Source organism: Pseudomonas vranovensis DSM 16006, assembly GCF_000425805.1.
Lineage (GTDB): Bacteria > Pseudomonadota > Gammaproteobacteria > Pseudomonadales > Pseudomonadaceae > Aquipseudomonas > Aquipseudomonas vranovensis.
Map to the genome: position 1 here is coordinate 22726 of NZ_KE384458.1, position 21608 is coordinate 44333.

The 21608-nt window shown below is 61.1% G+C and carries 23 protein-coding genes; 5 read left to right on the forward strand and 18 right to left on the reverse strand.

Features of this window, described 5'->3' with window-relative positions; all coding sequences use genetic code 11:
• Positions 1-55: 55 nt before the first annotated feature.
• The 5 genes from catA to H621_RS0125045 form a co-directional block, all read right to left on the reverse strand.
• Entirely contained in the window at positions 56-688 is a 633-nt protein-coding gene (gene catA, locus H621_RS0125030) for a type A chloramphenicol O-acetyltransferase (RefSeq protein ID WP_028946004.1), read from the reverse strand.
• A gap of 468 nt (positions 689-1156) precedes the next feature.
• Complete coding sequence (locus H621_RS0125035) at positions 1157-2671, reverse strand: nucleobase:cation symporter-2 family protein (RefSeq protein ID WP_028946005.1); 1515 nt, start codon at positions 2669-2671, stop codon at positions 1157-1159.
• A gap of 131 nt (positions 2672-2802) precedes the next feature.
• Positions 2803-4161: an 8-oxoguanine deaminase gene (locus H621_RS0125040; protein WP_028946006.1), complete on the reverse strand. Its 1359-nt coding sequence runs from the start codon at positions 4159-4161 to the stop codon at positions 2803-2805.
• A 126-nt stretch (positions 4162-4287) separates the two neighbouring features.
• Complete coding sequence (locus H621_RS28615) at positions 4288-4521, reverse strand: hypothetical protein (RefSeq protein WP_156905656.1); 234 nt, start codon at positions 4519-4521, stop codon at positions 4288-4290.
• 171 nt (positions 4522-4692) lie between these two features.
• A complete protein-coding gene (locus H621_RS0125045; protein ID WP_028946007.1) occupies positions 4693-5430 on the reverse strand; it encodes a GntR family transcriptional regulator in 738 nt (245 codons plus the stop codon).
• Positions 5431-5588: 158 nt separating this feature from the next.
• On the opposite strand from H621_RS0125045, the gene H621_RS0125050 reads away from it, so the two are divergent.
• Positions 5589-6413: an amidohydrolase family protein gene (locus H621_RS0125050; RefSeq protein WP_028946008.1), complete on the forward strand. Its 825-nt coding sequence runs from the start codon at positions 5589-5591 to the stop codon at positions 6411-6413.
• 30 nt (positions 6414-6443) lie between these two features.
• Positions 6444-7742: an SLC13 family permease gene (locus H621_RS0125055; protein WP_028946009.1), complete on the forward strand. Its 1299-nt coding sequence runs from the start codon at positions 6444-6446 to the stop codon at positions 7740-7742.
• Positions 7743-7815: 73 nt separating this feature from the next.
• Here the strand turns inward: H621_RS0125055 and H621_RS0125060 are convergent, their stop codons facing one another.
• The 7 genes from H621_RS0125060 to H621_RS29125 all read right to left on the reverse strand — a co-directional run bounded on the left by H621_RS0125060 (position 7816) and on the right by H621_RS29125 (position 15043).
• Positions 7816-10215: a TonB-dependent siderophore receptor gene (locus tag H621_RS0125060; RefSeq protein WP_028946010.1), complete on the reverse strand. Its 2400-nt coding sequence runs from the start codon at positions 10213-10215 to the stop codon at positions 7816-7818.
• 78 nt (positions 10216-10293) lie between these two features.
• Positions 10294-11274: a FecR family protein gene (locus tag H621_RS27555; protein ID WP_051270723.1), complete on the reverse strand. Its 981-nt coding sequence runs from the start codon at positions 11272-11274 to the stop codon at positions 10294-10296.
• A complete protein-coding gene (locus H621_RS0125070) occupies positions 11271-11768 on the reverse strand; it encodes an RNA polymerase sigma factor (RefSeq protein WP_028946011.1) in 498 nt (165 codons plus the stop codon). Before H621_RS0125070 ends, H621_RS27555 begins: the two co-directional genes overlap by 4 nt.
• Positions 11769-12082: 314 nt before the next feature.
• The gene (locus H621_RS0125075; protein WP_028946012.1) at positions 12083-12958 is read right to left on the reverse strand and encodes a universal stress protein; all 876 of its coding nucleotides are present in this window, start codon (positions 12956-12958) and stop codon (positions 12083-12085) included.
• Positions 12959-13075: 117 nt separating this feature from the next.
• Positions 13076-13378 (reverse strand): PLD nuclease N-terminal domain-containing protein, encoded by a 303-nt coding sequence (locus H621_RS0125080; protein ID WP_245219128.1) that lies wholly within the window; start codon positions 13376-13378, stop codon positions 13076-13078.
• Between the two features lie 18 nt (positions 13379-13396).
• On the reverse strand, positions 13397-14227 hold the full coding sequence (locus H621_RS0125085; protein WP_028946014.1) for an alpha/beta fold hydrolase: 831 nt from the start codon (positions 14225-14227) through the stop codon (positions 13397-13399).
• 159 nt (positions 14228-14386) lie between these two features.
• On the reverse strand, positions 14387-15043 hold the full coding sequence (locus H621_RS29125; protein ID WP_425337443.1) for a TonB-dependent receptor domain-containing protein: 657 nt from the start codon (positions 15041-15043) through the stop codon (positions 14387-14389).
• Between H621_RS29125 and H621_RS29355 the strand changes: the two genes are divergently transcribed.
• Positions 14953-15258 (forward strand): hypothetical protein, encoded by a 306-nt coding sequence (locus H621_RS29355; RefSeq protein WP_028946016.1) that lies wholly within the window; start codon positions 14953-14955, stop codon positions 15256-15258. The genes H621_RS29125 and H621_RS29355 overlap by 91 nt on opposite strands.
• A gap of 159 nt (positions 15259-15417) precedes the next feature.
• Here H621_RS29355 and H621_RS0125100 read toward each other — a convergent pair whose 3' ends face one another.
• Both H621_RS0125100 and H621_RS0125105 read right to left on the reverse strand, forming a co-directional pair.
• Positions 15418-16032, reverse strand: a complete 615-nt coding sequence (locus H621_RS0125100) for a class I SAM-dependent methyltransferase (protein WP_028946017.1) — start codon at positions 16030-16032, stop codon at positions 15418-15420.
• A gap of 3 nt (positions 16033-16035) precedes the next feature.
• A complete protein-coding gene (locus H621_RS0125105; RefSeq protein ID WP_028946018.1) occupies positions 16036-16437 on the reverse strand; it encodes a P-loop NTPase family protein in 402 nt (133 codons plus the stop codon).
• A gap of 264 nt (positions 16438-16701) precedes the next feature.
• Between H621_RS0125105 and H621_RS29065 the strand changes: the two genes are divergently transcribed.
• Entirely contained in the window at positions 16702-17343 is a 642-nt protein-coding gene (locus H621_RS29065) for a GIY-YIG nuclease family protein (RefSeq protein ID WP_028946019.1), read from the forward strand.
• A gap of 94 nt (positions 17344-17437) precedes the next feature.
• On the opposite strand, the gene H621_RS0125115 is transcribed toward H621_RS29065, so the two are convergent.
• Both H621_RS0125115 and H621_RS0125120 read right to left on the reverse strand, forming a co-directional pair.
• Positions 17438-18298: a CAP domain-containing protein gene (locus tag H621_RS0125115; protein WP_028946020.1), complete on the reverse strand. Its 861-nt coding sequence runs from the start codon at positions 18296-18298 to the stop codon at positions 17438-17440.
• Positions 18299-18470: 172 nt separating this feature from the next.
• Positions 18471-19067, reverse strand: coding sequence for a DcrB/PsbP domain-containing protein (locus tag H621_RS0125120; protein ID WP_028946021.1), 597 nt, complete (start codon positions 19065-19067; stop codon positions 18471-18473).
• A 157-nt stretch (positions 19068-19224) separates the two neighbouring features.
• Here H621_RS0125120 and H621_RS0125125 point away from each other — a divergent pair, with 157 nt between their 5' ends.
• The gene (locus H621_RS0125125; protein ID WP_028946022.1) at positions 19225-19950 is read left to right on the forward strand and encodes a tellurite resistance TerB family protein; all 726 of its coding nucleotides are present in this window, start codon (positions 19225-19227) and stop codon (positions 19948-19950) included.
• Between the two features lie 226 nt (positions 19951-20176).
• Here the strand turns inward: H621_RS0125125 and H621_RS0125130 are convergent, their stop codons facing one another.
• Both H621_RS0125130 and H621_RS0125135 read right to left on the reverse strand, forming a co-directional pair.
• A complete protein-coding gene (locus H621_RS0125130) occupies positions 20177-20560 on the reverse strand; it encodes a hypothetical protein (RefSeq protein ID WP_028946023.1) in 384 nt (127 codons plus the stop codon).
• 68 nt (positions 20561-20628) lie between these two features.
• Positions 20629-21606 carry a carbon-nitrogen hydrolase family protein gene (locus tag H621_RS0125135; RefSeq protein ID WP_028946024.1) on the reverse strand — a complete coding sequence of 326 codons (978 nt, stop codon included), beginning with the start codon at positions 21604-21606 and terminating at the stop codon, positions 20629-20631.
• Positions 21607-21608 lie beyond the last annotated feature (2 nt).

A 21608-nucleotide genomic window follows, 5' to 3' on the forward strand; every position in this document is an offset into this window, starting at 1 on the left:
TCGATCACAGGCTGTCGCCAGCGACTACGGCGGCGCGATACATCAACGATTGCCGTTAGAAGTCATCGCAGGCCGTTTGCAGCTCATTGATCAACCTGCCGACATGAAAACCATCGCACACCGCATGATGCACTTGCACCGCCAGTGGCATCAGCACCTTGTCACCGTGCGCATAGTATTTGCCGATGGTGAACATGGGGGCGAAGAAGTTGTGGATGTTGGCCATGTTGAAATCAAAGCTGGTAAAGCTCACCCAAGGGTTGGCCGACACGAAGAACAGGTTCTCGATGAACCCCTTGGGGAAATACGCGACATCATCGCGATAGCGCTGCACGTCGTCTGAAAACGTCTGCAGGAACTGACCGAGGTCTTCATCGTAATGGCTCCACAGTGACGAGAAGGTCTCGGTTTGTTTATGGAAAATCGTGAAACTTGGGTGAATCACATCCCAGGTCACCAGCGCTTCGTCTTTCATCGCCATGCGAAACTCCGGGTGTTGGTTCAGCAGCCGGGCGATCAGGTGGATCATGCTGGGGTAGAACTTCCAGCCCTGCGCCCTGGTGCGCTCCAAGACCTTGGTGATATCCAGCTGGACGGTTTGGCTAAACGTACACTGGGCCACGGCTTGGAATGTCTCGAAATGCTCCTTGCGGCCCCAGCGCGCTGTATCAACCGGTGTGTATCCCATGTGACAACCATTCCCATTACAAAAGGCTCAAGTATGCCATAGGGGGCAGGAGCGGCGGTGCCGCTGCTTCAGCCTGATAAAAAGTAGGAGCAGAGCTTTTCGACTGTGGAGGGTGACCGCCCGCACACATTGAAAACGTGCCTGCTCCTATGAAGCCTAGGGCGTGCGGCTCGCTGGCCGCCGAGCGCGCCAGCAACGCCTCGTAGTCACGGCCCAACGCGGTGCTGTCACCAACGCGTCGCTGAAGCGACGTTCGGCAATCAGCGCGACAGCGCCCACGGCGCGCATCAGTTCAAGTATTTTCACCGGCGTGGGGTGCAAGGGGGTGGGGCGATGTGCTTGGCCGCGGCCAGGTCGGAAGCGACCCGGGGGCAAGTGAAAGGCGGGGACAACGTCGTGATCGTGGCGTTGTTTCGTGACCTGGGGCAAAGCGACGCCTGCGCGTCGCTATGCCTGATTCATGGCCGGTCAGTGCGCCGGTTCGAGGTGGTTTCTGCGCGGTGCCGAGGTTGGTTCATGGTCCTCGTCGGTTTCCACGATCGGCACTTCGTTGCCGTCGCAGTCGAACAACTTGCCATCGCGGAACACATCACCCTCGTTGAGCCCGGCGACATCGCGGTAGCGCAGGGTGCGCTCGCTGGCGGCGACGAATACCGACTGCTGGTCGGAGTTGCCGGCCCGCAGATGGTTGAACAACAGGTTGAGCAGGATGGCCATGATCGCAGCCGAGCTGATGCCGGAGTGGAAAATGGTCTCGAACCAGGCCGGGAAGTGATGGTAGAAGTTCGGTGCTGCAATGGGAATCATGCCGAAGCCGATCGAAGTGGCGACGATGATCAGGTTCATGTTGTTGCGATAGTCCACCTGGGCCAGGGTGCGGATGCCGCTGGCCGCGACGGTACCGAACAGTACCAGGCCAGCACCGCCGAGAACGGCGGTAGGCACGGCGGCGACCAGGCGGCCCATGACCGGCAGCAGCCCGAGCGTCACCAGGATCAGGCCGGCGGTGGCCACCACATAGCGGCTCTTCACCCCGGTCACGGCGACCAGGCCGACGTTCTGCGCAAACGCGCTCTGGGTAAAGGAGCCGAACAGCGGCGCCAGGGCGCTGGAGATCATGTCGGCGCGCAGGCCGTTGCCAAGACGCTTCGAGTCGACCTTGGTTTCGATGATCGCGCCGACGGCGAGAATGTCGGCAGAGGTCTCGACCATGGTCACGATGATCACAATCAACATCGACAGGATGGCAGCGACCTGAAACTGCGGCATGCCGTAGTGCAGGATCTCGGGCAGGGCCACCAACGGCCCTTCAAGGGTCTGCGAGAAGTCGGCCATGCCAACGGCTGCGGCTACCAGCGTGCCAATCACGATCGCCAGCAGAATCGACAGGCGCGAGAGGCTGGCGCTACCCAGCTTGCTGAGCAGCAGCACGGTGACCAGCGTGAACGCCGCCAGACCGATATTGCCCACGCTGCCAAAATCGGCGGCCTGGCTGTTGCCACCCATGGCCCAGCGCGCGGTGACTGGCATCAGGGTCAGGCCGATAGTGGTAATGACGATACCTGTCACCAGCGGTGGAAAGAACTTGATGATGCGCGAGAACAGCGGCGTGATCAGCAGGCCGATCAACGATGAGGCGACCACCGCCCCGAACACCACTGATAATCCTCCAGTGCCGTCGCTGCCGATGATGGCGACCATGGTGGCGACGCCGGCGAAGGACACCCCCTGGACCAACGGCAGGCGACAGCCAAAGAAGGGAATGCCAAGTGTCTGCAGTAACGTCGCCAGGCCGCCGGCGAACAGCGAGGCAGCGATCAACAGGCCAACCTCGGCAGATGAAAGACCGGCCGCCTGACCGATGATCAGCGGAACGGCGATGATGCCTCCATACATCGTCAGCACATGCTGCAGCCCGTAGGCCAGGTTGGCGCCAACGCCGAGGTTCTCGTCTTCGGGACGAGATGAAGCGGGAGATGTCATGGTGAGTAGCTCGCTTTTGTTATTTTGATGCGTCTAACAGCACGGTCTCAGTCGCAGTGGATGCGTTCTGTGGGGTAGAACGGGTGTCACGCCGCTGCGCCCGGCAATGAGCGCAACGGCTTGAACGAGGGTCAGTCGCCGATTACCAACTGACGGGCCAGCTGGTTGTGGCGCTCCAGCACCAGGGGCAGGTCGACGGTGGTGATGCGACCATCCTTGACCACTACGCGGCCATTGATCACGCTGGTATCGACGTGGGTCGGGGTGCAGAACACCAGGGCAGCGAGCGGGTCGTGATGGGCGCCGGCATAGGACACATGGCCAAGGTCGAACGCGACGAAGTCGGCGATCATGCCGGGGGCCAGGGCACCGATGTCATTGCGGTTGAGCACCTTGGCGCCGCCCAGGGTGGCGATTTCCAGCGCTTCGCGAGCGGTCATCGCATCGGGGCCGAAACCGACCCGCTGCAACAGCAGCGCCTGGCGCACTTCACCGATCATGCTGGCGCCATCGTTGGAGGCCGAACCGTCGACACCCAGGCCCACCGGTACGCCGTGGTCGCGCATCTTGCGGATGGGCGCAATGCCCGAGGCCAGGCGCATGTTCGAGCACGGGCAGTGGGCTACGCCGGTACCGGTACGGGCGAACAGTTCGATGCCGTGCTGGTCGAGTTGAACACAGTGGGCATGCCACACATCGTGGCCGACCCAGCCCAGGTCTTCGGCGTACTCGGCCGGCGTCATGCCGAACTTTTCGCGGCTGTAGGCGATGTCGTTGACGTTTTCTGCAAGGTGCGTGTGCATCGATACACCGTACTGGCGCGCCAGCACCGCGGCTTCGCGCATCAGGTCGCGGCTCACCGAGAAGGGCGAGCAGGGTGCCACCACAACCCGCAGCATCGAACCGTGGCTGGCATCGTGATAGTCCTCGATCAGGCGCTGGGACTCCTTGAGAATGTCGCTTTCTTTCTCCACCACCGAATCGGGCGGCAGGCCACCCTGGCTGCGGCCGACACTCATGCTGCCGCGTGCGGCGTGGAAGCGCATGCCGATTTCCCCGGCGGCGTGGATGCTGTCGTCGAGCTTGCAGCCGTTGGGATAGATGTAGAGGTGATCGCTGGAAGTAGTGCAGCCGGAGAGCATCAGTTCAGCCATCGCGGTCTGGGTCGACACGGCGATCATTTCGGGCGTCAGTCGTGCCCAGATGGGGTACAGGTTGGTCAACCAGTTGAACAGTTCGCCGTCCTGGGCCGCCGGTACTACGCGGGTAAGGCTCTGGTACATGTGGTGGTGAGTGTTGACCAGGCCTGGGATGACCACTTTGCCGGCCATGTCCAGCACCACATCGGCCGTTTGCGGCAACGTTTCGCTGGGGCCGACCTGCTTGATCAGGTTGTCCTCGATGTACAGGCCACCGCGTTTGATCTCCCGGCGTTCGCCATCCATGGTCACCAGCAGTTCGGCGTTCTTGACCAGTAATGTCTTGGGCATACGTATTCCTCTCCCGATTGGAGTTGGCATTCAACTTGGTTCTGTTGCAGGCACGGGGGGGGCAGCTTGAATGAAGCCCTTGTACCCCGGCACTGCGTGGAGACAATCCCTGGCAGGCTGGATCGTTCAGTGCGTACGTGCGCGCAGCGGTGCTGCCCGGGAGCGTGTCCTGGGCTTGGCCGAGCAGTGGCGTGAAGTGACCGGCAGATGATCCAGTCCACCCTGTGGAGCCTGGCACAGCGGCAGGCATTCAAAGGTGATCCAGGAAGCTTTGTGGGTGTACGCGACAGAGACGAATGCGTCGTGGAACGACGTTCGTGGATGACGCTCGACAGGTGCGAGCAGCAATGGGTGTTGCATGGCTTTGGACCGTCGCAATACGCACCGGCGATTACCGGTGTCGTAGGCGTGGAATTATGTAACCAGAATAATGAGTTTTTGTATACAGGGAATGTAGGGGAATTCTCCTGAACCCCGACCGCGCAGCGGTCGATCGCAGGCTGTGCCAGCGGCTACCTCGGTGGACCGGGACTACGAAATCTCGACCTGATAGCGAAAAGTATCTGCCGCCCCCCGCGACAACCGGTACTCAAGCGGTTGGCGGTCATACCCCAGCGCCACGCGCTCGACCACCACCACCGGGCTGTCCACCGCCACCTGCAACACGCCAGCCAACGCTTCGTCGGCCGACGTTACCGTCAGCGTTTCCCGTGCCGAGGCCACGCGCATGCCGCAGTGCTCTTCATAGAAGGGGTAGAGCAAGGTGCCGAAGTCGCTCAGGTCGATCGCTAGCAGGGGGCCGAATTTTGCAGCAGGCAGCCAGATCTGCTCGTGAAGCAACGGCTGGCCCTCGATCAGGCGCAGACGCTCCAGGCAAAGGGTGGTTTCCCCTACCGCCAGGTTCAGTGCCTGGCGAACCTGGGCAGGCGGGGGTTCCTGGGTGCGGGTCAGTATCAGGCTTTGCGGAACCTGTGATTCACCGCTGGCGTTGACCTGGCGAAAGAAGCGGAACAGTGATCCGTCGAAGTTGGGGCGGCGCACGAAAGTGCCACGGCCCTGCGCGCGCAGTAGCAGTCCTTCACTGACCAGGGTGTCGACCGCCTTGCGCACGGTACCGACGGCAACGCCGTAACTGCGAGTCAGTTCAGCTTCTGTGGGAATCGCCTCGCCCGGCAGCCATTCGCCGACCGCGATTTTCGCCACGATCTCGTCGCGAAGCCGTTGATAGAGCGGGAGACGCTCGTCATGTCCAAGGTGATTAGGGGTCATACCATCGATCCGATTTCAAGCCATGCGCCACTTTACCTCAGTCGCCAGATTGACAGTAATGGTTGTTTATAGATATGGTCATTCAGTCATCTATATGAATTTGGCCGCGAATGCATCACCCCGTGGCCCCTAACAAAAATCAATAGAGGTAGCTCTTGATGTCCATGCCGCTTGCGGGCGTCGATTCTCACGCCCACATCTTTCGCCATGACCTGCCGATGGCCGCTGATCGCCGCTACAGTCCCGATTACGATGCCTTGGTAGAAGACTACCTGGCGCACCTGGATCGCTGTGGCCTTGCCCATGGCGTGCTGATCCAGCCCAGCTTCCTGGGCACCGACAACCATTTCATGCTCGAAGCGCTGATGCGTTTCCCGGAGCGTTTGCGTGGGGTGGCGGTCGTCGACCCACAGATCGACGACGCACAGCTCGAAGCGCTGGCCAATGCTGGCGTGGTCGGTGCCCGCTTGAACCTGATCGGCAGGGCACCGAATGACTTCACTGCAGCGCAATGGCAAACCTTCTTCCAGCGCTTGGCACGGCTAGGCTGGCAAGTGGAGATTCAGGCTGTGTTTGACGCGCTGAGTCAGGTGCTGCCAGCCATCATTGAGTCAGGCGTCACGGTGGTGGTAGACCACTTCGCGCTGCCCCAGCGCGACATCGATCCACTTGACCCTGCACACCAGGCGCTGCTTGTGTTGCTCGGGGAGCAGCGGGTGTGGGTCAAGTTGTCTGCTGCGTATCGCAGCCAGTCCGACCTAGTGCGTGCGGTCGCCGTGTTGACGCATTTGCGCGCGGCGTGCGGCGGTATCGATCGCCTCGTCTGGGGCAGCGATTGGCCGCATACCCAGTTCGAGTCACGCACCGGCTATGACGAGCAATTCGCGTGGCTTGAGGCTTTGTTGCCCGATCCGCTGGAGCGTCGCCAGGTGCTGGTGGACAACCCTTCGAAACTGTTCGGCTTCGCCGCGTCGGCGCGTTGAGCTTCACCAGACTAATCAGGTACACGCATTATGATGAGCCTCTACGTCGTCGCCGCGATCGTTCTTGCTGTCGCCCTGGGTTACATCACCAGGGTCAACATCGGCCTGTTCGCTATCGCCTTCGCCTACCTGCTGGGCTGCTTCGGCATGGGCTTGAGCCCGTCTGAAGTCATTGCCATGTGGCCGCTGAAGATCTTCTTCATCATTTTCTCGGTCTGCCTGTTCTACAGCTTCGCCACGGTCAATGGCACGCTGGAGAAGCTGGCCGAGCATCTGCTTTATCGCTGTCGCAACGCGCCGCATTTGCTGCCTTATGCGGTGTTCCTCACTGCCTGTGTGATTGCCGGCCTTGGGGCGGGCTACTACACGGTGCTGGCCTTTATGGCGCCGTTGACCTTGATGCTATGCCAGCGCACCGGAATGAGCCTGATCCTGGGCGGCATGGCGGTCAACTATGGTGCGCTGGGCGGCGCCAACTTTGTGTCGAGCCAGAGTGGCATCATTTTCCGCGGCCTCATGACCGGTCTTGGGGTTCCCGAAAGTGAAGCCTTCATCAACGGCCTGGCCATCTTCGCCAGCACCATGGTGATTCCGCTGGTGGTCATTTCCGTGTTCGTCTTCGTCGCCGGTCACGGCCGCGCACTGAAGAACGCCGCCATTACGGTAGAGCCCCCGAGCCCGCTCAACCGCGAGCAGAAGATCACCTTGTCGCTGACTGTACTGATGATGCTGATCGTGCTGGCCGGGCCGATCGCGCTGATCCTGTTCCCTGACAACTCGGCAGTGACGTTCTTCAATTCGAAGGTGGACATCGGCCTGATCGCCAGTGTGTTCTCGGTGGTTGCGCTGGTGCTCAAGCTTGGCGACGAGCGCAAGGCGATTGCCTCGTTGCCGTGGGGCACGCTGATCATGATCTGTGGCGTCGGTATGCTGATCTCGGTGGCGATCAAGGCCGGTGCCATCGACGCCCTGGCTTCGTGGATCGGCGGCAATATCTCGCCGATCATGGTAGCGCTGGTGTTCGGTATCGTCGCGGCCCTGATGTCGGTCTTCGCCAGTACCCTGGGGGTGGTCACACCGGCGTTGTTCCCGATGGTGCCGCCGTTGGCGGCGGCGATGTCCATTGACCCGATGGTGCTGTTCGTCAGCATTGTCGTGGGTGCTCAGGCGACGTCCATTTCGCCGTTCTCCTCGGGCGGCAGCCTGATTCTGAGCTCTTGCGCCGATGAGCAGAGCCGCACGCGCTTGTTCCCGCAACTGCTGCTGCGTGCGGCGCCCGCCGGCTTCGTGGCGGCAATGCTGTTCAACCTGGTGCTGACCTTTTTTTGAACAACCTGGAGTGGTAACTGAAAACGCCCAGTCCTTTAAAGGCTGGGCGTTTTGCATTGCCGCTGCGGATGACCTAGAAGTCGTACTTCAGGCCTACCGTTGCGTTGCGCGGGGTGCCGTAGTAGCTGCTGCCGGCCGTGCTGGTGTAGTACTCCTCGTCAAACAAGTTGTTGACGTTGACGGTGGCACTCAACTGGCGGGTGATCGGGTAGCGTGCCATCAGGTCGACCACGGCGTAGTCGTCCTCGGTAAAGCGCACGCGGTTCGGGCCCTGGTTGTCGCTGTAGATCTTGCTCTGCCAGTTCACCCCTCCGCCCAGGGTCAACCCATTGCCAATGCCGCGCAGGGTATAGGTGCTGAACAGCTTGAAGGTGTTCTGCGGGACGTTGGTGTTGAGCTTGCCGCCCTCTGCGTTCTGTACGATGTTACGACTGAAGCTGGCACTGGCCTGCCAGTCCGGGGCCAGTTCGCCGCTGACCTCCAGCTCGAAGCCGCGGGTCTTGGTGCCCGATTCGGCCCGGTAGGCGAAGCCACCACCGGGCACCGGGACGTTGGGCTGGATGAGTACGGCCAGGTTGTCCTGTTTGATTTCGTACAATGCCAGGCCGAAGTTCAGGCGGTCATCGAAGAAGGCGGCCTTGCTGCCGACCTCGTAGCCGTCGCCTTCGAGCGGGTCGATGTATTGGCCGTTGATGTCCTTGTTGCTCTGCGGCTTGAAGATGCTGGTATAGCTGGCATACACCGACCAGTGCTGGTCGAGGTCGTAGACCACACCGGCAAATGGCGTAACGACGCCGGTTTCCTGGCGACGGACGTCGGTGTCCGGGGTCTCGTCGTAGTAGTCGGTCTTGACGGTGTTCTTCCAGTCGTTGACGCGGGCACCGAGAATCAGCGAGAGATCGTTGGTCAGACGCAGGCGAGTGCTGCCATAGGTGGCAGATTGATCTTCCTGATAGTCAATGCGGCTGGTGGCCGGCAGCGGCGGTTTGCCGGGGGTGTCGCCGTTCCAGGTGTAGATGTTCGGGATGGCATTGCTCCAGCCATCGAACCACCACAGCGGATAGCCGTTGGTGCGGTACTGCGTGTGCTGTCGGGTATACCCGAATACCGCATCGTGTTCGAGGCCCCACAGGTCGAAGTTGCCCGCGATGTTCAGGTCTGCGCTCGTTTGCACGGGCTTGGCTGCCCAGCGCCCGGCCCACAGATTGACACCGGCCCCGGTCGCAGGGTCAGGGTTGCCGCCGGCGGCATAGCCGAGCACTTCATCGTATTCATAGCGGTCGCGGTTCAGGGTCAGCTTGGCTTTCCAGCGCTCGGAAAGGTTGTGCTCGAGGGTGGCGAAACCGGTGGTGAAGTGCCGGTCGGAATAGGCCCAGCTGGCGGCCGCCGAATCCGAGCGGGACCATTTGGCCCGCGAGCCGTCACTGTTGAACAGGGGAAGGCCACTGCGGGCATGGTCGTCGGCTTCGTGGGACTGCGAGTCCATGCCAAAGGTCAGCAGTGTGTCGGGTGTCAGATCAGCCTCGATGATGCCGTAGAACACCTTTTTGCGTTCGTTGAAACGGTCGATGTACGACTCGTTGTCTTGATAGGCACCGACCACGCGGGCACGCAGGGTGCCGCTGTCGTTCAACGGGCCGCTGACATCGACCTCGTTGCGCTGGTAGTTCCACGAACCGGCAGCGACCGACACGCTGCTCTGGAAGTCGGCAGTCGGGCGCTTGCGGATCAAGTTCACGGTGGCACCGGGAGTGCCCACGCCATTGGTCAGGCCGGTGGCGCCGCGAATGATCTCGACGCGGTCGTACAGGACCATGTCGCTGCTCTGGGCCACGGATTTGTAGTTGCTGTCCAGGCGCTGCAAGCCATCGACCTGGTAGTTTTCGACGGCAAAGCCACGCGAGAAAATCTGGCTCGAGTCCGACCCTGCGTTGCCGCCCTGGTTGACACTCAGGCCCGGTGCCTGCTTGACCACGTCCAATAACTGGGTGAGGTTCTGGTCTTCCATGCGCTGGCGGGTCATTACGCTCACTGCCTGCGGTGTTTCGCGGATCGACAGCGGCAATTTGGTCGCGGTGGCGGTCGAGCCGGTGGTGTAGGAGCCGGTGCCCTCGGTGGTAGCGCCAAGGGAGGAGTCATTGATGCTGGTCGCACCGAGCTCCAGGGCATTCCCGCTCGGTTGGCTGACGATCAGGGTGTTGCCGCTCTGTTGGTAGTTCAGGCCGCTGCCTGCGAGCAGCAGGGTCAGCGCGTTGCGCACGTCCAGCTGGCCGCTGACCGCCGGCGCCTGGCGACCCAGGACGAGGCTACTGTCGACGGCGATGGTCATGCCAGCGGCTTCGCCCAATTGACGCAGTGAGGTCGCCAGCGACTGGGCTGGCAGGTTGAGGTCGATGGGCGCGGCCAGGGCCTGGGTGGCCAGCGTCATGGCCACTGCGGCCGACAGGGCACGCAGGGTCGATTGCATCGGCATGCAGATAATCCTTCTTGTGTTTGATAGCTCTAGCACTAACGCGCGGGGGGCGCTTTACCCTGATGTTGTGATTGCGAATTATTTGCGATGCGGACGAGCGGTAGTTTCACTGGCACTTGCCTGCGCGGGGATGGGCTGCAGGAGGGTGGTGCCCGCTTCATCGAGCAGACGCACCGGCACGACCTGTGGGAGCGACTGAAGGAAGCCCTCGATATCGTCGAGTTGCACCACAGCGCTGATTCGGGGGCTTTTGCCGCTGCCGGCCCGCACAGGTACCTGGCGATAGCGCGACAGGCTGGCGGCGACCTCCGCCAGGTCGGCCTGGTCGAACACCAAACGCCCCAATTCAAAGGTGAAGGCGTCGCTGGCGGCGCGAGGCAGGCGGTGCAGGCGCCCGTCGGCGCTCACCTCGGCGACTTGGCCGGCCTTGAATACCTGGCTTTCGCCGGGGCGGGAGAGACTGTCGACCTGGACCAGGCCATGATCGACGCTGATCCTAAGCCGGTCTGGCAGGCGATTGACCACAAAGCGGGTGCCCAACACCCGTACCCGGGCCAGGCCGCTGTTGATGACGAAGGGTCGCTGTGGCTGGCTGGCCACCGAGAAAATGGCCTCGCCGCGCAGTAGTTCGACCTGGCGCAAGGTGGCGGCGTAGCGCAGGCGCAGGTGGGTGTCGGCGTCGAGCATGAGTTCAGTGCCGTCACGCAACTGCTGCACCTGACGTTCGCCGATGCCGGTGTGCAGCTCGAGTTCCAGCGGGCCATAGCGATGGGCGTGCCAGCCAAGTGTGCTACCCAATGCCAGCAACACCGTCAACACACCCCCTTGCAGCAGTCGGCGGCGCTGGCGCCGACGGTTCTGCTCCATGGCCTGGGCCAGCGCTTCGGTGTGTCGAGTGGAGGCCAGGTCGCCCCACAGTTCGGCGAGCTCATGATATTCGCTGCTGTGTCGTGGGTCGGCGGCCAGCCAAGTCTCGAATTGCGCGCGTTCAGGATGGTCGGCCGCGGCGTTGTACATGCGCGCAAACCACAGCGCAGCCTGGTCGCGAACTGTACTCATGGGCCTAGCAGTTCACGGGCGTTGCGCAGGTCGACCAGGGCACGGGCCATGTGCCGCTCCACCATGTTCAGGCTGATACCCAACTGCTGGGCGATCTCGCTCTGCGCGCAGCCTTCGATGCGCGCCAGCCAGAATACTTCGCGGCAGCGCGGCGGCAGGCAGTCGAGGATGCGTTGCAGGGCCACCAGCCGCTGCTGGATATCCTGCAAGTGCTCGGCGGACGGGGCGAAATGCGTATCGCCGGCTTCTTCATGGTGCTCGGGCAGTGGCTGCAGACGGGCGTTGCGACGGAAATGGTCGATCAACACCGACTGCGCGACCTGCCTGAGGTAGGCGTTGGGCTGTGTCAATGGCTGGGGGTGGCGGGCCAGCGCGAATCGCAGGAGGGCGTCGTGCAGCACATCATAGGCACGTTGCACGCAACGGGTCTGACGACTGAGGCTGAGCAGCAGGTCACTGTAGGCCCAGCGCAGATCGATGTCCTGCCAGTTCAACGGCGGGCTCCAGACATTGGCTCGGGCGAGGGGACAATCGGCACGATCGGCGGCTCTGTGGTACGACCGGGTTAGTCGCGCCAGGAAGCTTAAATACTTGTCAATCGCATGTAAATAAGAAGTATTGCTATTTATTTTCTTATTGGACGAAATGCGTCGCGGCCTGCGGCAGCAACACCGTTGCGCTTACCTGGCGACTGCTGCGCAGTCGATCGCAGCCTCGTTCCCCGGCAGCGGCTACGGCGTGCAACCGCGGTAGCCGCTGTCGACAGCCTGCGATCGACCGCACAGCGGTCGTGGTTCGTGCGCGCGGCCTACAGTGACACCAGCACATCACACTGGGATTCGTTGAGCACATGTTTGGTGATGCTGCCGATCAACAGCTCTTCCAGTGCGCTTTCACCCTGTTTGCCGATCACGATCAAATCGCAGTCCAGTTCCTGTTCCTGCTCAACGATCCGCCAGGCCGGGTCACCGTGCACCACGATCTGCCGGGCATTGACCAGCCCGGCGGCTTCGCTCAATGCCGCGAGTTTTTCCACGGCGTCTTTCTTGATGACGTTGCGGTAGTGGGTGAGGGTGTCCTGGTCGATGTGGGCAAAGCGCATGCTGCCCTCGAAGGGCGCTTCGTAAACGTGCAGAAGGATGATCTCGGCTTGCGGTGCCACGGACTTCGCCAGCTCGATGGCGCGAAGCGATGAAGGCGAGAAATCAACGGGAACGAGCAGGGTACGGTACGCATCACGCGGGGCGTGCTTGACCACCAGCATGGGGCAGAGCATGCGGTTGAGCATGCGTTGCACGGTAGAGCCCAGCAGCAGGCGGCGAGCCAGGCTTTGCCCCTTTGCTCCGCACACCAACAGGTTGGTGCGTTTGTCCTGCACTACACGGGTGATCTCCGTGGTCACCGAGCCCGACGCGACCTGTACGCCAGAAGCGATGTCGTAGCGCTGGAACAGCAGGTCTGCCAGCTCGTGGGCTTTTTCGCTGGCTGTCTCCAGCACGCTACTCAACAAGTCGTCATCCGGTACCACGACCTGCTTGAGGCGCTCGTAGGGGGCCGGGTTGGCGACGTAGAGCAGATCCAGTGATGCGCTCTGCGCCTTGCTCAATTGCGCCGCTCGCTCTGCTGCGTTGCGGGCAGCGCTGGATAAATCGGTAGCAACCAGAATGTGGTTCAACGGGGACATGAATAGCTCCTTGTGCAGTCCTTGCTTCCAGCCATCCTCTCGCGAACCACGCCGGGCGTCTTGACCTGCATCAATCACGACCGCTGTGCGGTCGATCGCAGGCAGGAGCGAGTGCCTTCAGCCTTCGCGTGAAATCGGCACACCCGGGCTCGATTTAGGTCCGGCCGCTGCCCAGACGATCAGGCCGAGCACCGGCACAAAGACGATGAACACGATCCACAACATCTTGTGGTCCGCCCGGCTTTTGCTGCCGATGATGCGTTTGATGGCCCAGAGTTCGACCAGGGTGAGCAGGACTGCGAGAGAGATCCAGATATGACCGTTTTCCATGTAAGCCTCCAGTAGGTTCTGGAGGTTAGGCTTGGCGAGGCGGCCAGGGTTCATTTCGATTTGGTGGGTGGAGAAGGGGAGCAGGATCATTACCCGCTCCCCCGTTGTTCAACCTCGAACGAATGCGAGCAAGTCGGCGTTGATGGTATCGGCGTGTGTGGTAGGCATGCCGTGTGGGTAGCCGGCGTAGGTTTTCAGCGTGCTGTTCTGCAACAGCTTGGCCGACAACAGCCCGGAGTTCTCGTAAGGCACGATCTGATCATCATCGCCATGCATCACCAGCACGGGGATCGTGATGCTCTTCAGGTCATCGGTGAAGTCTGTCTGGGAGAAGGCAACGATCCCGTCGTAATGCGCCTTGGCGCAGCCCATCATGCCTTGGCGCCACCAGTTGCGGATAATGCCCTCGGACGGCATTGCACCGGGGCGGTTGTAACCATAGAAAGGCCCGGCTGGAATGTCATGGTAGAACTGCGCGCGGTTGGCCTTGAGCTGTGCCTGCAAGTCATCGAACACCGACTTCGGCAAGCCGCCAGGGTTGCTTGGGGTCTGGACCATCAACGGCGGCACCGCGCCGATGATGGCAGCCTTCGACACGCGGTCCTCGCCGTGACGGGCAATGTAATGGATGACTTCTCCGCCGCCGGTTGAGTGCCCCACATGCACAGCACCCAGCACGCCAAGATGATCGACCACGGCCGCGACGTCGTCGGCGTAGTGATCCATGTCGTGGCCGTCCCAGACCTGGCTGGATCGCCCATGACCCCGCCGGTCGTGCGCAACGACCCGGTAGCCATTGGCCAGGAAAAACAGCATCTGCGCATCCCAGTCGTCGGAACTGAGCGGCCATCCGTGATGAAAGAAAATCACCTGGGAATCGCGCGGGCCCCAGTCTTTGTAAAAGATCTCGACACCGTCCTGCGTAGTGACATACCCCATGTTCGCATCTCCTCAATGAAGTGGAGGCCAGATCAGGATCGTGGCCTGGTTGAACAAAGTGCAGCCCAGCGTGAAGTCAGTTTCTTTGGGTGGACTATGAGGATAGGCGAAATGGCGAAAATCAGTGGCTTTGCGCCTTCACGCATCCGCTTCTACCGATTAGAAGTCGTATTTAAGGCTTGCCATGATGTTGCGGGGTTCACCGTAGAACGCCGAGCCGTAGCTGCCCATGCCGCTGAAGTACTTGCGGTCGGTAAGGTTGTTGAGGTTGAGATTGCCCCGCAGGTTGCGGCTGAAGTCATATGCAGTCATCAGCCCGACCAGTGTGTAGGCCTTCTGCTCGAAATGGGCGTCGATAGCGTTGCTACCGAACCCCAGTGTGGTGTCGTAGTGGATCTTGCTCTGCCAGGAGACATTCCCGCCAACGGTCATGCGGTTGAGGGCGCCAGGCAGGCGGTAGGTGGTTGCCTGGCGGAGGATCTGTTCAGGTTGAGTGGTGCTGACCTTGGCGCCGTCCTTGTCTTCGGAGTGGTGGTAGGTAAAGCCACCCTGCACGTTCCAGTCGGGCATCAGTTCGCCAGAGACTTCCATTTCAAAACCACGGCTCGAGACCCCGGAGGCAGCACGGTAGGCGGTGGAGATGGGCACATCCAGACGAAGGCCATCGGCTTCGGCGACGTTGTCCTGGAGGTCGAGTAGTATTTGCTGGTAAACGCGCTGGCCGAGTGATCCACGGCGTTGATCTGGCCATTGACCGACGAGGTCAGGTTGTCGACGCCGTCGCGGCGGAAGTGGGCTTCCAGCTTGACCAACCAGTCGTTGTCCAGGTGGTGCTGGTGAAAAAACGCTGGGTCTCGGTGTCGCTGTACGCCCACTTGGCACCTGAGTTGGTGGAGCGCGATGGCTTGACGGTGGCACCGTTGGAGAAGAACGCCGGCAACAGCACACCACACTGGGATTCGTTGAGCACATGTTTGGTGATGCTGCCGTGCTCGGTCAGTACCTGGAAGTTGTCATGGTGGGGACATTGATCGTGCGTTTCATGGCGCTATAGTCGACTTGTCCAAGCCTGGGCAGGTGCGCGGGATCGGGGTGTCGTTTGATGTCTATGCGTACCAGTGGCATGGGGGCTCCTTGGGCAGGCGACCAGATGAGACACACAAACGGGCGTTGCCAGAACTAAGATAGCTTCACCCGCGAGCAGTACCCCGGGATTGTGTGGGCTTGGTCACAACAAAATTGAAACGATGCCAATTAAGTGGCCCGGAGCGCCCCTCCATTAACGTCTCAGATTCACGCAGCAATGAAATGTCCATCCTGTCGCACAGGCTTCGGATCTCCTGTTCAGTGTGGAATGACAAATGATCGAATGCCGACCACCCATGCCGGACACCAAACAAATGGCCGGCAAACACGCCGCCGGGCTTTAATGCGTTCAGGATCTGGTCCCAAAGGTGTTGAAAGCGATCAGGCCGGCAGAAGGGCAGCGACAGGCCGGCATGGATCAACATCGCCTGAGGCAGATCGGGTATCTGCTCAAAATCCATCAGCCAGGTGGTCAGTTGGGCTGCGTCTAAACCTGAGCAGGTTGCGGTGGTTCGAGCAATAGCTTCTGGCTCGTTATCGATGGCGAGCACGTGCCAGCCTGCTTCTAAAAGTTGGCGTGCTTCGTTACCTGCACCGCAACCCAGATCGATGGCTTGACGGTTGTCGCCGTGCTCCGGGGCAAGTTGCAATGCCCTGGAGAGGAGGGGAGAGATACCCCGCTTTTCAGTCTTTTTGTAGAAATCGCTCCAGCTGGTCACAGGCTAAGCATCCTTATTCATCCTCGCCAACGAGTGACTGACTTCAGCCGCCATCTTTTCAGCACTGTTTGCCCCGTCAATTTCTAAAACCGCAGACGTCTGCGCTGAAAGCCACCTTTCGTGCCAGGCCTGGTTACGTCCTGAAAGGCTCGGTTCATCAGACTGCGAAGCCCACGGCATACAGGAGCCGGTCAGCAGCCAATCGTCGTCACCCAGTGTTTGTCGGATCAATGGCACGCGTTCACTGACAGGACGCTTGGTCGAGAAAGCAGGGTTGGTTGGCAGCCAGAAAAAGTCCTCGATGTCGGCATGTCGCATACCGAACGGTGAGGCGAGGTTTTCACCCAGAGTGGTCACGCCCGCGCACGAGGCGCCTGTCATGTAAATCCGCAATTGTTCCTCCATGAATACAAGCCGGGTTTCGGGGCGGCAAGATATCGCATATCAGCTGCGGCCGTCCGCTATCGAACCCTGGCGGTGTCATCGCGGATGTCGGGAACGGCCAAAAGAGGGCGGTGGGAGTGGGCTAATGAGTTCTTGTACTGGTTACACGCGATTGTCACCGGCAGCGTTGGGGCGACACGCGTCGTTCTGCAGTGCGCGCAGACTATGTTTCATTCCCCGGCCCGCTGATACCATCAACGGATCGCAGAATTTTCAGGACTTGAAATGCACAACGAACTCAGCTTCATCGATGTAGTGCGCGAAATTCTTCGCCAGCATCCTGAAGGACTGACACCCCAGCAGATCCGAGAGATCGTGAAGGTTGATTACCCCCAGCACGTCGGCACCCCGAGTCATCTAAAAAACGTCGCGGCTGGCAACTACAAGGACGTGGACCATGCGGTTCTGGCCCGAATCTATCTGGCCTGCAGAGGCGCATCGGACATCGCTGCAGATAAAAGCCGTAAGCCTCACCTGATGACGCTCCTGGCGGATGCGGCCTCAGTCGAGATCAAGGACGATGATTTCATCGAAGGGGAAGATCTTGCCAAGCTGGAGGCCGATATCGGCACCTTGTACGTGCTCTCCACCGGTCTCTATACCGCTGACCAAGTCGAGATAGTCAAGATCGGGATCACTACCGGCCCCGTCGATAAACGCATCACCCAGCTTTATACGACGGGGGTGCCATTTCGCTTCACGATCATCAGTCAGCTTGAAACCACAAACTATTCAAAACTTGAGCAGGCCTTGCACTGCCTGTTCGATAAGTACCGGATCAACAAATCCCGCGAGTTCTTCACCGCTCATTGCCTGAAGTTTTTCCCGGATCTGGTCGCCATCCACCAGAAGATCGAGGAGGCCTAAGGAGGCAGATGGGCCGATCGGGTGACGGCGTTGCCAGAACCAGGCGCCTTGATGGTCGAATTACGATGGGGAGCCAGCCGGGGCTCGCGCCCCATCAAGGCGCGCCGAACAGCATCGTCCAATACACACCCTCATCGCTACGCGAGTTCGCGGCATAGGCCGCCCCCACCTGGGTAAACATCGGGTTCATCAGATTGGCGCAATGCCCGGGGCTGGCCAGCCAGCCTGTCATCGCCTTGCTCGGTGAGCCCTGTCCGGCGGCGATATTTTCACCGATCCGACGGCCACGGTAACCGGCATCCCTCGCCCGGTCTGCCGGCATGTCACCGTCGGGGTCACGGTGTGCGAAGAAATTGCTGTTGGCCATCGTCCGGCTGTGCTTCTGCGCCGCCGCCCCCAGGGCGGTATTCCAGGTCAACGGACGTGCCGCTGCGAAGCGCTGGCGACCACACAGGCGTGGCTTCGCCCGTGCTGCGTTGACCTGTGCCAGCAACGCTTTGCTCGCGGACCGTCCATCGCCCAGCTGAGCATCGAGCAAGGGGCGCGCCAGCACCACCCGCCACTCATTCCGGGCGCGACTGACGCCGATATCGGCAAACTGAGTATCGAGCAGGGCTGCGCAGTAGTCGCTCTGGAGCATGTCAAAGGCCTCCTCGGCATCTTGCGCGCCGACCAGACGGATGCTCCGCACCGTCACCGCCTGATACCCGGCAGTCTTCAACCTTTCTCGCAAAGCGCCGCCATAGCCAACCGGCAACGCCAGGTTCGACTTCAACGTCAGCGGCGTCGAGACCTGAACCACACGTCTCTCGCAGCGCTGGGGCTGGGCGCGGTAGTCGTTGATAGCCTCCACCAGTTGTCTTTCCCCGCTGGCAAGGGCGGGGCTGGCGAACAGGGGGAGCAAAGGAATGAGGCAGAGCGAGACAAAGCGGGAGCAGCGGACGGCTTGGCGCATGGGGCGAACAGCTCTGATGGGATGACGGCGGTAATGCCGATAAAAGGGCTCGGCTAAGACTGCGGTCCTGTACACAAGGTTCACGAGCAAAGGGGACAAATTTATGGGGGGCAATGCCTCTGTTCCAGGCTGACGCCTTCATGTAAGGCCGGCAAAAAACGGCCAACAGGAGTCAGTCGGAGGTGCCTTCGAAACGTGGGGCGATTCGCTTGACCAGCGCAGCATGACCGCTGGCGTCGTCGCCGCGGGAAATGACCTGGATGACGGCCATGCGATCACCGGAGCCGGCGATAAAGGTGCTGTTCAACGTTTTGCCGCCGCCCAGGGTCGCCGTACTGTCGACTTGTCGCACACCCAGCCCGTTGCGGCTAAGGCGCGATTCGCCGGTTTGGCGAAAGTCTGGCAGCCCGGCACTCTGGCGGTCGACGAAACCACTGACGGCGCCGTCGAGGAAAGCATCGTCGTTGTCGCCGGTGCGAGAAGCGTCGGGGAGGGGTTTCTCGATCACCATGACCACGCGCTTTTCCTGCGCATTGGCATACAGGGTACCCACGGCGCCGGCGCCTTCGCTGCTCTGCTCATCGGCGCTCAGCGGGCTGGCGTTGAAGCCTGCCGGCAGGTTGAAGCTGAACTTGCCGCCGAGCACCGCGACGTTTACTTCAGGCTCCGGCTTGGTAGTGGGTGTGCTGGCAGCCTGCAGATTCGACAGCCCCAACAGGCCGACGACGGCCAGGGTCAGCGTCAGGGTGCTTTTGTTGAAAATCGACATACAGCCTCTCATGGGGCACAGCAGGGTGGATATGCTCACATAAACCTGCTTGCTCGGTAAGCCCCGGGTTGCCTGTCGGCTAGACGGTCATGGCGGATCGCCTTCAGGGGGCTATCGTTGCTTGTCTGGGCAATAACTACCGACCGAGGGCGGTGCCATGAACACCAGTGATCTACTCGAACAGTTACTTCGGGCCGGGCAGGGCTCGCAGGCGCAACAAGGGAGCGGCGGCATGCCATCGCAAGACGGCCTGGGCGGTTTGGGCGGCTTGCTGGGTGGCCTGCTTGGCGGCGGCAGTGCAACGGGTGGCAGTAATGGCCTTGGTGGTTTACTGGGCGGCCTGTTGGGTGGCGGTGGTGGCAGCAGCGCTGGCGGCTCTACACAGGGGCGCTCCGCTGGTGGCACCAATTACGCGGCCCTGGCGTCGTTGGGCATGATGGCGTTCCAGGCTTATCAAAGCTGGCAGCGCAGCCAGGCGGCAGCCCCGCAGCAGGCGGTTCGTACTGTCGATCAATTGTCCGGCCCCGAGGCCGAGGATCACAGCCATGCAATCTTGCGCGCGCTGATTGCGGCAGCCAAGGCTGACGGTCGCATCGATAAGCAAGAAGAACAGTTGATCTACGCTGAAATCAAACGTCAAACCAGCGACCCGCAACTGCAGCAATGGCTGGATGAGGAAGTCAGCAAGCCACTCGATGCTGCCGAGGTGGCTCAGTCGGCCCAGGACCCGGCCATGGCCGCGGAAATGTACCTGGCCAGCGTGATGCTGGTGGATGACCAGCAGGACGCAGAGCGGGCCTACCTTGATGAACTGGCCGGCGCACTGCAAATCGATCCGACATTGCAGGTACACCTGGAACAACAGGCCAAGGGAGGCGTCTGATCGGGCTGAGATGCCTGCGCTTTTCATCGATAGCGGTAGGTCGCATAACCACACAGTCTGTGCAAGACGGTTGCGCCTACCTGGCGACTGCTGCGCAGTCGATCGCAGCTTCGTTCCTCGGCAGCGGCCACGGATGCAAGCCGAGCCGGTGTAGCCGCTGGCGACAGCCTGCGATCGTGGTTCAAGTCACCACCGCGCCGAAAGCTGCTGCGGCGCCAAAAAAGCATCAACCACCGATAAATATAACTGCCGCTGCAATCAGTCCCACACTCAGCGAAACAAACGACACGAGCGACACCCATTGAAACGCCTTGGTGGTCTCCACCGTGGTGGAGAACGCCATTGGCACAAACGTCAGGGGATTTACCACGCCACCAAACATCACCAGCGCAGCGACCCAGTCAGGAAGCTGCGGATTGGCAAGCGCGGTGACCGCCATCACCGTCCCCATGATGATCCAGTCCAGATGTGCCTGCCGCACGCGCATCGGGTTGACCACGCCCAGGGCGCGAAGCTTGGCTGGGTAGTCCACAGAAGCCAGAACGGCGAATCCGGAGAGCGCACCCAACGCGATGGATGACAGAGCGGCAGCCAGAAGTACTTGAACCATAGGTTAGCCTCACTGATATTCCGGGCCGGCCTATGCACGGCTACCCGGAACATACGATCGAGGAGAGATCAGACGTCGCGCAGCGTTAAGCCGGTGCGTACGCGTCGATCAATCGAGAGCTCGAAAACATCCGGGCGCAAGTAATGCCCGGCTACATCGAGGTCGTGGTGCTGGGCGTCGATCTGCGTCAGGTCGATGGTTGCCACTACAATTCCAGGTTCATCAAAGAGCGGCGCCGTCACCCACGAACCATCAGGGGCGATCACACCCGATCCGCCGTTGAACAGTAAGTCCTCCCCCAGTGCATGGCCGCCAACTCCACGGCGGTAGGCCGCCAGCAACTCGGCCGGTACATCAGCAGCGGCCAGGTACTGGCCGGCGCAGAGCACGAAGCAGCGCCCTTCGAACGCATAGGAACGGGCAGCGATATGGTGCATTTCCGGCATGTCCGGCCAGGCCGCCACATGAATCTGTTCATCCTGTGCATGCAGAGCCTGGCGCGCCAGGGGGTGCCAGTGTTCCCAGCACACCAATCCCCCTACGCGACCAACCGCGGTGTCGACTACCCGTAGCCCGGCGGCATCACCGCTGGCCCATACCGTGCGTTCGGTGTGGGTGGGCGTCAGTTTGCGGTGCACATTCAAAAGGGCGCCATCGGGGCCAATAGTCACCAGGGAGTTGTACAGCGAGCCGCCGTGGTGGCGGGAGCGCTCGTTCATACCCATCACCACGGTGACTGCGTTAACGCGCGCAGCCTCACGCAGCACCGCTAGGTCATCGTCCATTTCTTCAGGCGGTCCAATAACCGGGCTATCTGCCAGTAGTTTGGCGTACCAGGACTTTGCTTGCGCATCGTCCCAGCCCGCCATTCCAAATACCCATGCCGGGTAGCAGCTCAGCCAGGTTTCCGGAAATACCACGAGCTGAGCCTCCTTGCGTGCAGCTTCCCTGATATGTTCGGCTGCCCGGCGCATCGATTCGGCTCGATCAAGAAGAGCCGCAGGCATCTGCACAATGGCGACTGTTTTTTCGCGTTTGCTGGTCATTT

Coding starts and splice junctions, on each gene's coding strand:
- catA (WP_028946004.1), bottom strand. CDS start 688: ATGGGATACACACCGGTTGATACAGCGCGCTGGGGCCGCAAGGAGCAT.
- H621_RS0125035 (WP_028946005.1), bottom strand. CDS start 2,671: ATGACATCTCCCGCTTCATCTCGTCCCGAAGACGAGAACCTCGGCGTT.
- H621_RS0125040 (WP_028946006.1), bottom strand. CDS start 4,161: ATGCCCAAGACATTACTGGTCAAGAACGCCGAACTGCTGGTGACCATG.
- H621_RS28615 (WP_156905656.1), bottom strand. CDS start 4,521: ATGCAACACCCATTGCTGCTCGCACCTGTCGAGCGTCATCCACGAACG.
- H621_RS0125045 (WP_028946007.1), bottom strand. CDS start 5,430: ATGACCCCTAATCACCTTGGACATGACGAGCGTCTCCCGCTCTATCAA.
- H621_RS0125050 (WP_028946008.1), top strand. CDS start 5,589: ATGTCCATGCCGCTTGCGGGCGTCGATTCTCACGCCCACATCTTTCGC.
- H621_RS0125055 (WP_028946009.1), top strand. CDS start 6,444: ATGATGAGCCTCTACGTCGTCGCCGCGATCGTTCTTGCTGTCGCCCTG.
- H621_RS0125060 (WP_028946010.1), bottom strand. CDS start 10,215: ATGCCGATGCAATCGACCCTGCGTGCCCTGTCGGCCGCAGTGGCCATG.
- H621_RS27555 (WP_051270723.1), bottom strand. CDS start 11,274: ATGAGTACAGTTCGCGACCAGGCTGCGCTGTGGTTTGCGCGCATGTAC.
- H621_RS0125075 (WP_028946012.1), bottom strand. CDS start 12,958: ATGTCCCCGTTGAACCACATTCTGGTTGCTACCGATTTATCCAGCGCT.
- H621_RS0125080 (WP_245219128.1), bottom strand. CDS start 13,378: ATGATCCTGCTCCCCTTCTCCACCCACCAAATCGAAATGAACCCTGGC.
- H621_RS0125085 (WP_028946014.1), bottom strand. CDS start 14,227: ATGGGGTATGTCACTACGCAGGACGGTGTCGAGATCTTTTACAAAGAC.
- H621_RS0125105 (WP_028946018.1), bottom strand. CDS start 16,437: ATGGAGGAACAATTGCGGATTTACATGACAGGCGCCTCGTGCGCGGGC.
- H621_RS29065 (WP_028946019.1), top strand. CDS start 16,702: ATGCACAACGAACTCAGCTTCATCGATGTAGTGCGCGAAATTCTTCGC.
- H621_RS0125115 (WP_028946020.1), bottom strand. CDS start 18,298: ATGCGCCAAGCCGTCCGCTGCTCCCGCTTTGTCTCGCTCTGCCTCATT.
- H621_RS0125120 (WP_028946021.1), bottom strand. CDS start 19,067: ATGTCGATTTTCAACAAAAGCACCCTGACGCTGACCCTGGCCGTCGTC.
- H621_RS0125125 (WP_028946022.1), top strand. CDS start 19,225: ATGAACACCAGTGATCTACTCGAACAGTTACTTCGGGCCGGGCAGGGC.
- H621_RS0125130 (WP_028946023.1), bottom strand. CDS start 20,560: ATGGTTCAAGTACTTCTGGCTGCCGCTCTGTCATCCATCGCGTTGGGT.
- H621_RS0125135 (WP_028946024.1), bottom strand. CDS start 21,606: ATGACCAGCAAACGCGAAAAAACAGTCGCCATTGTGCAGATGCCTGCG.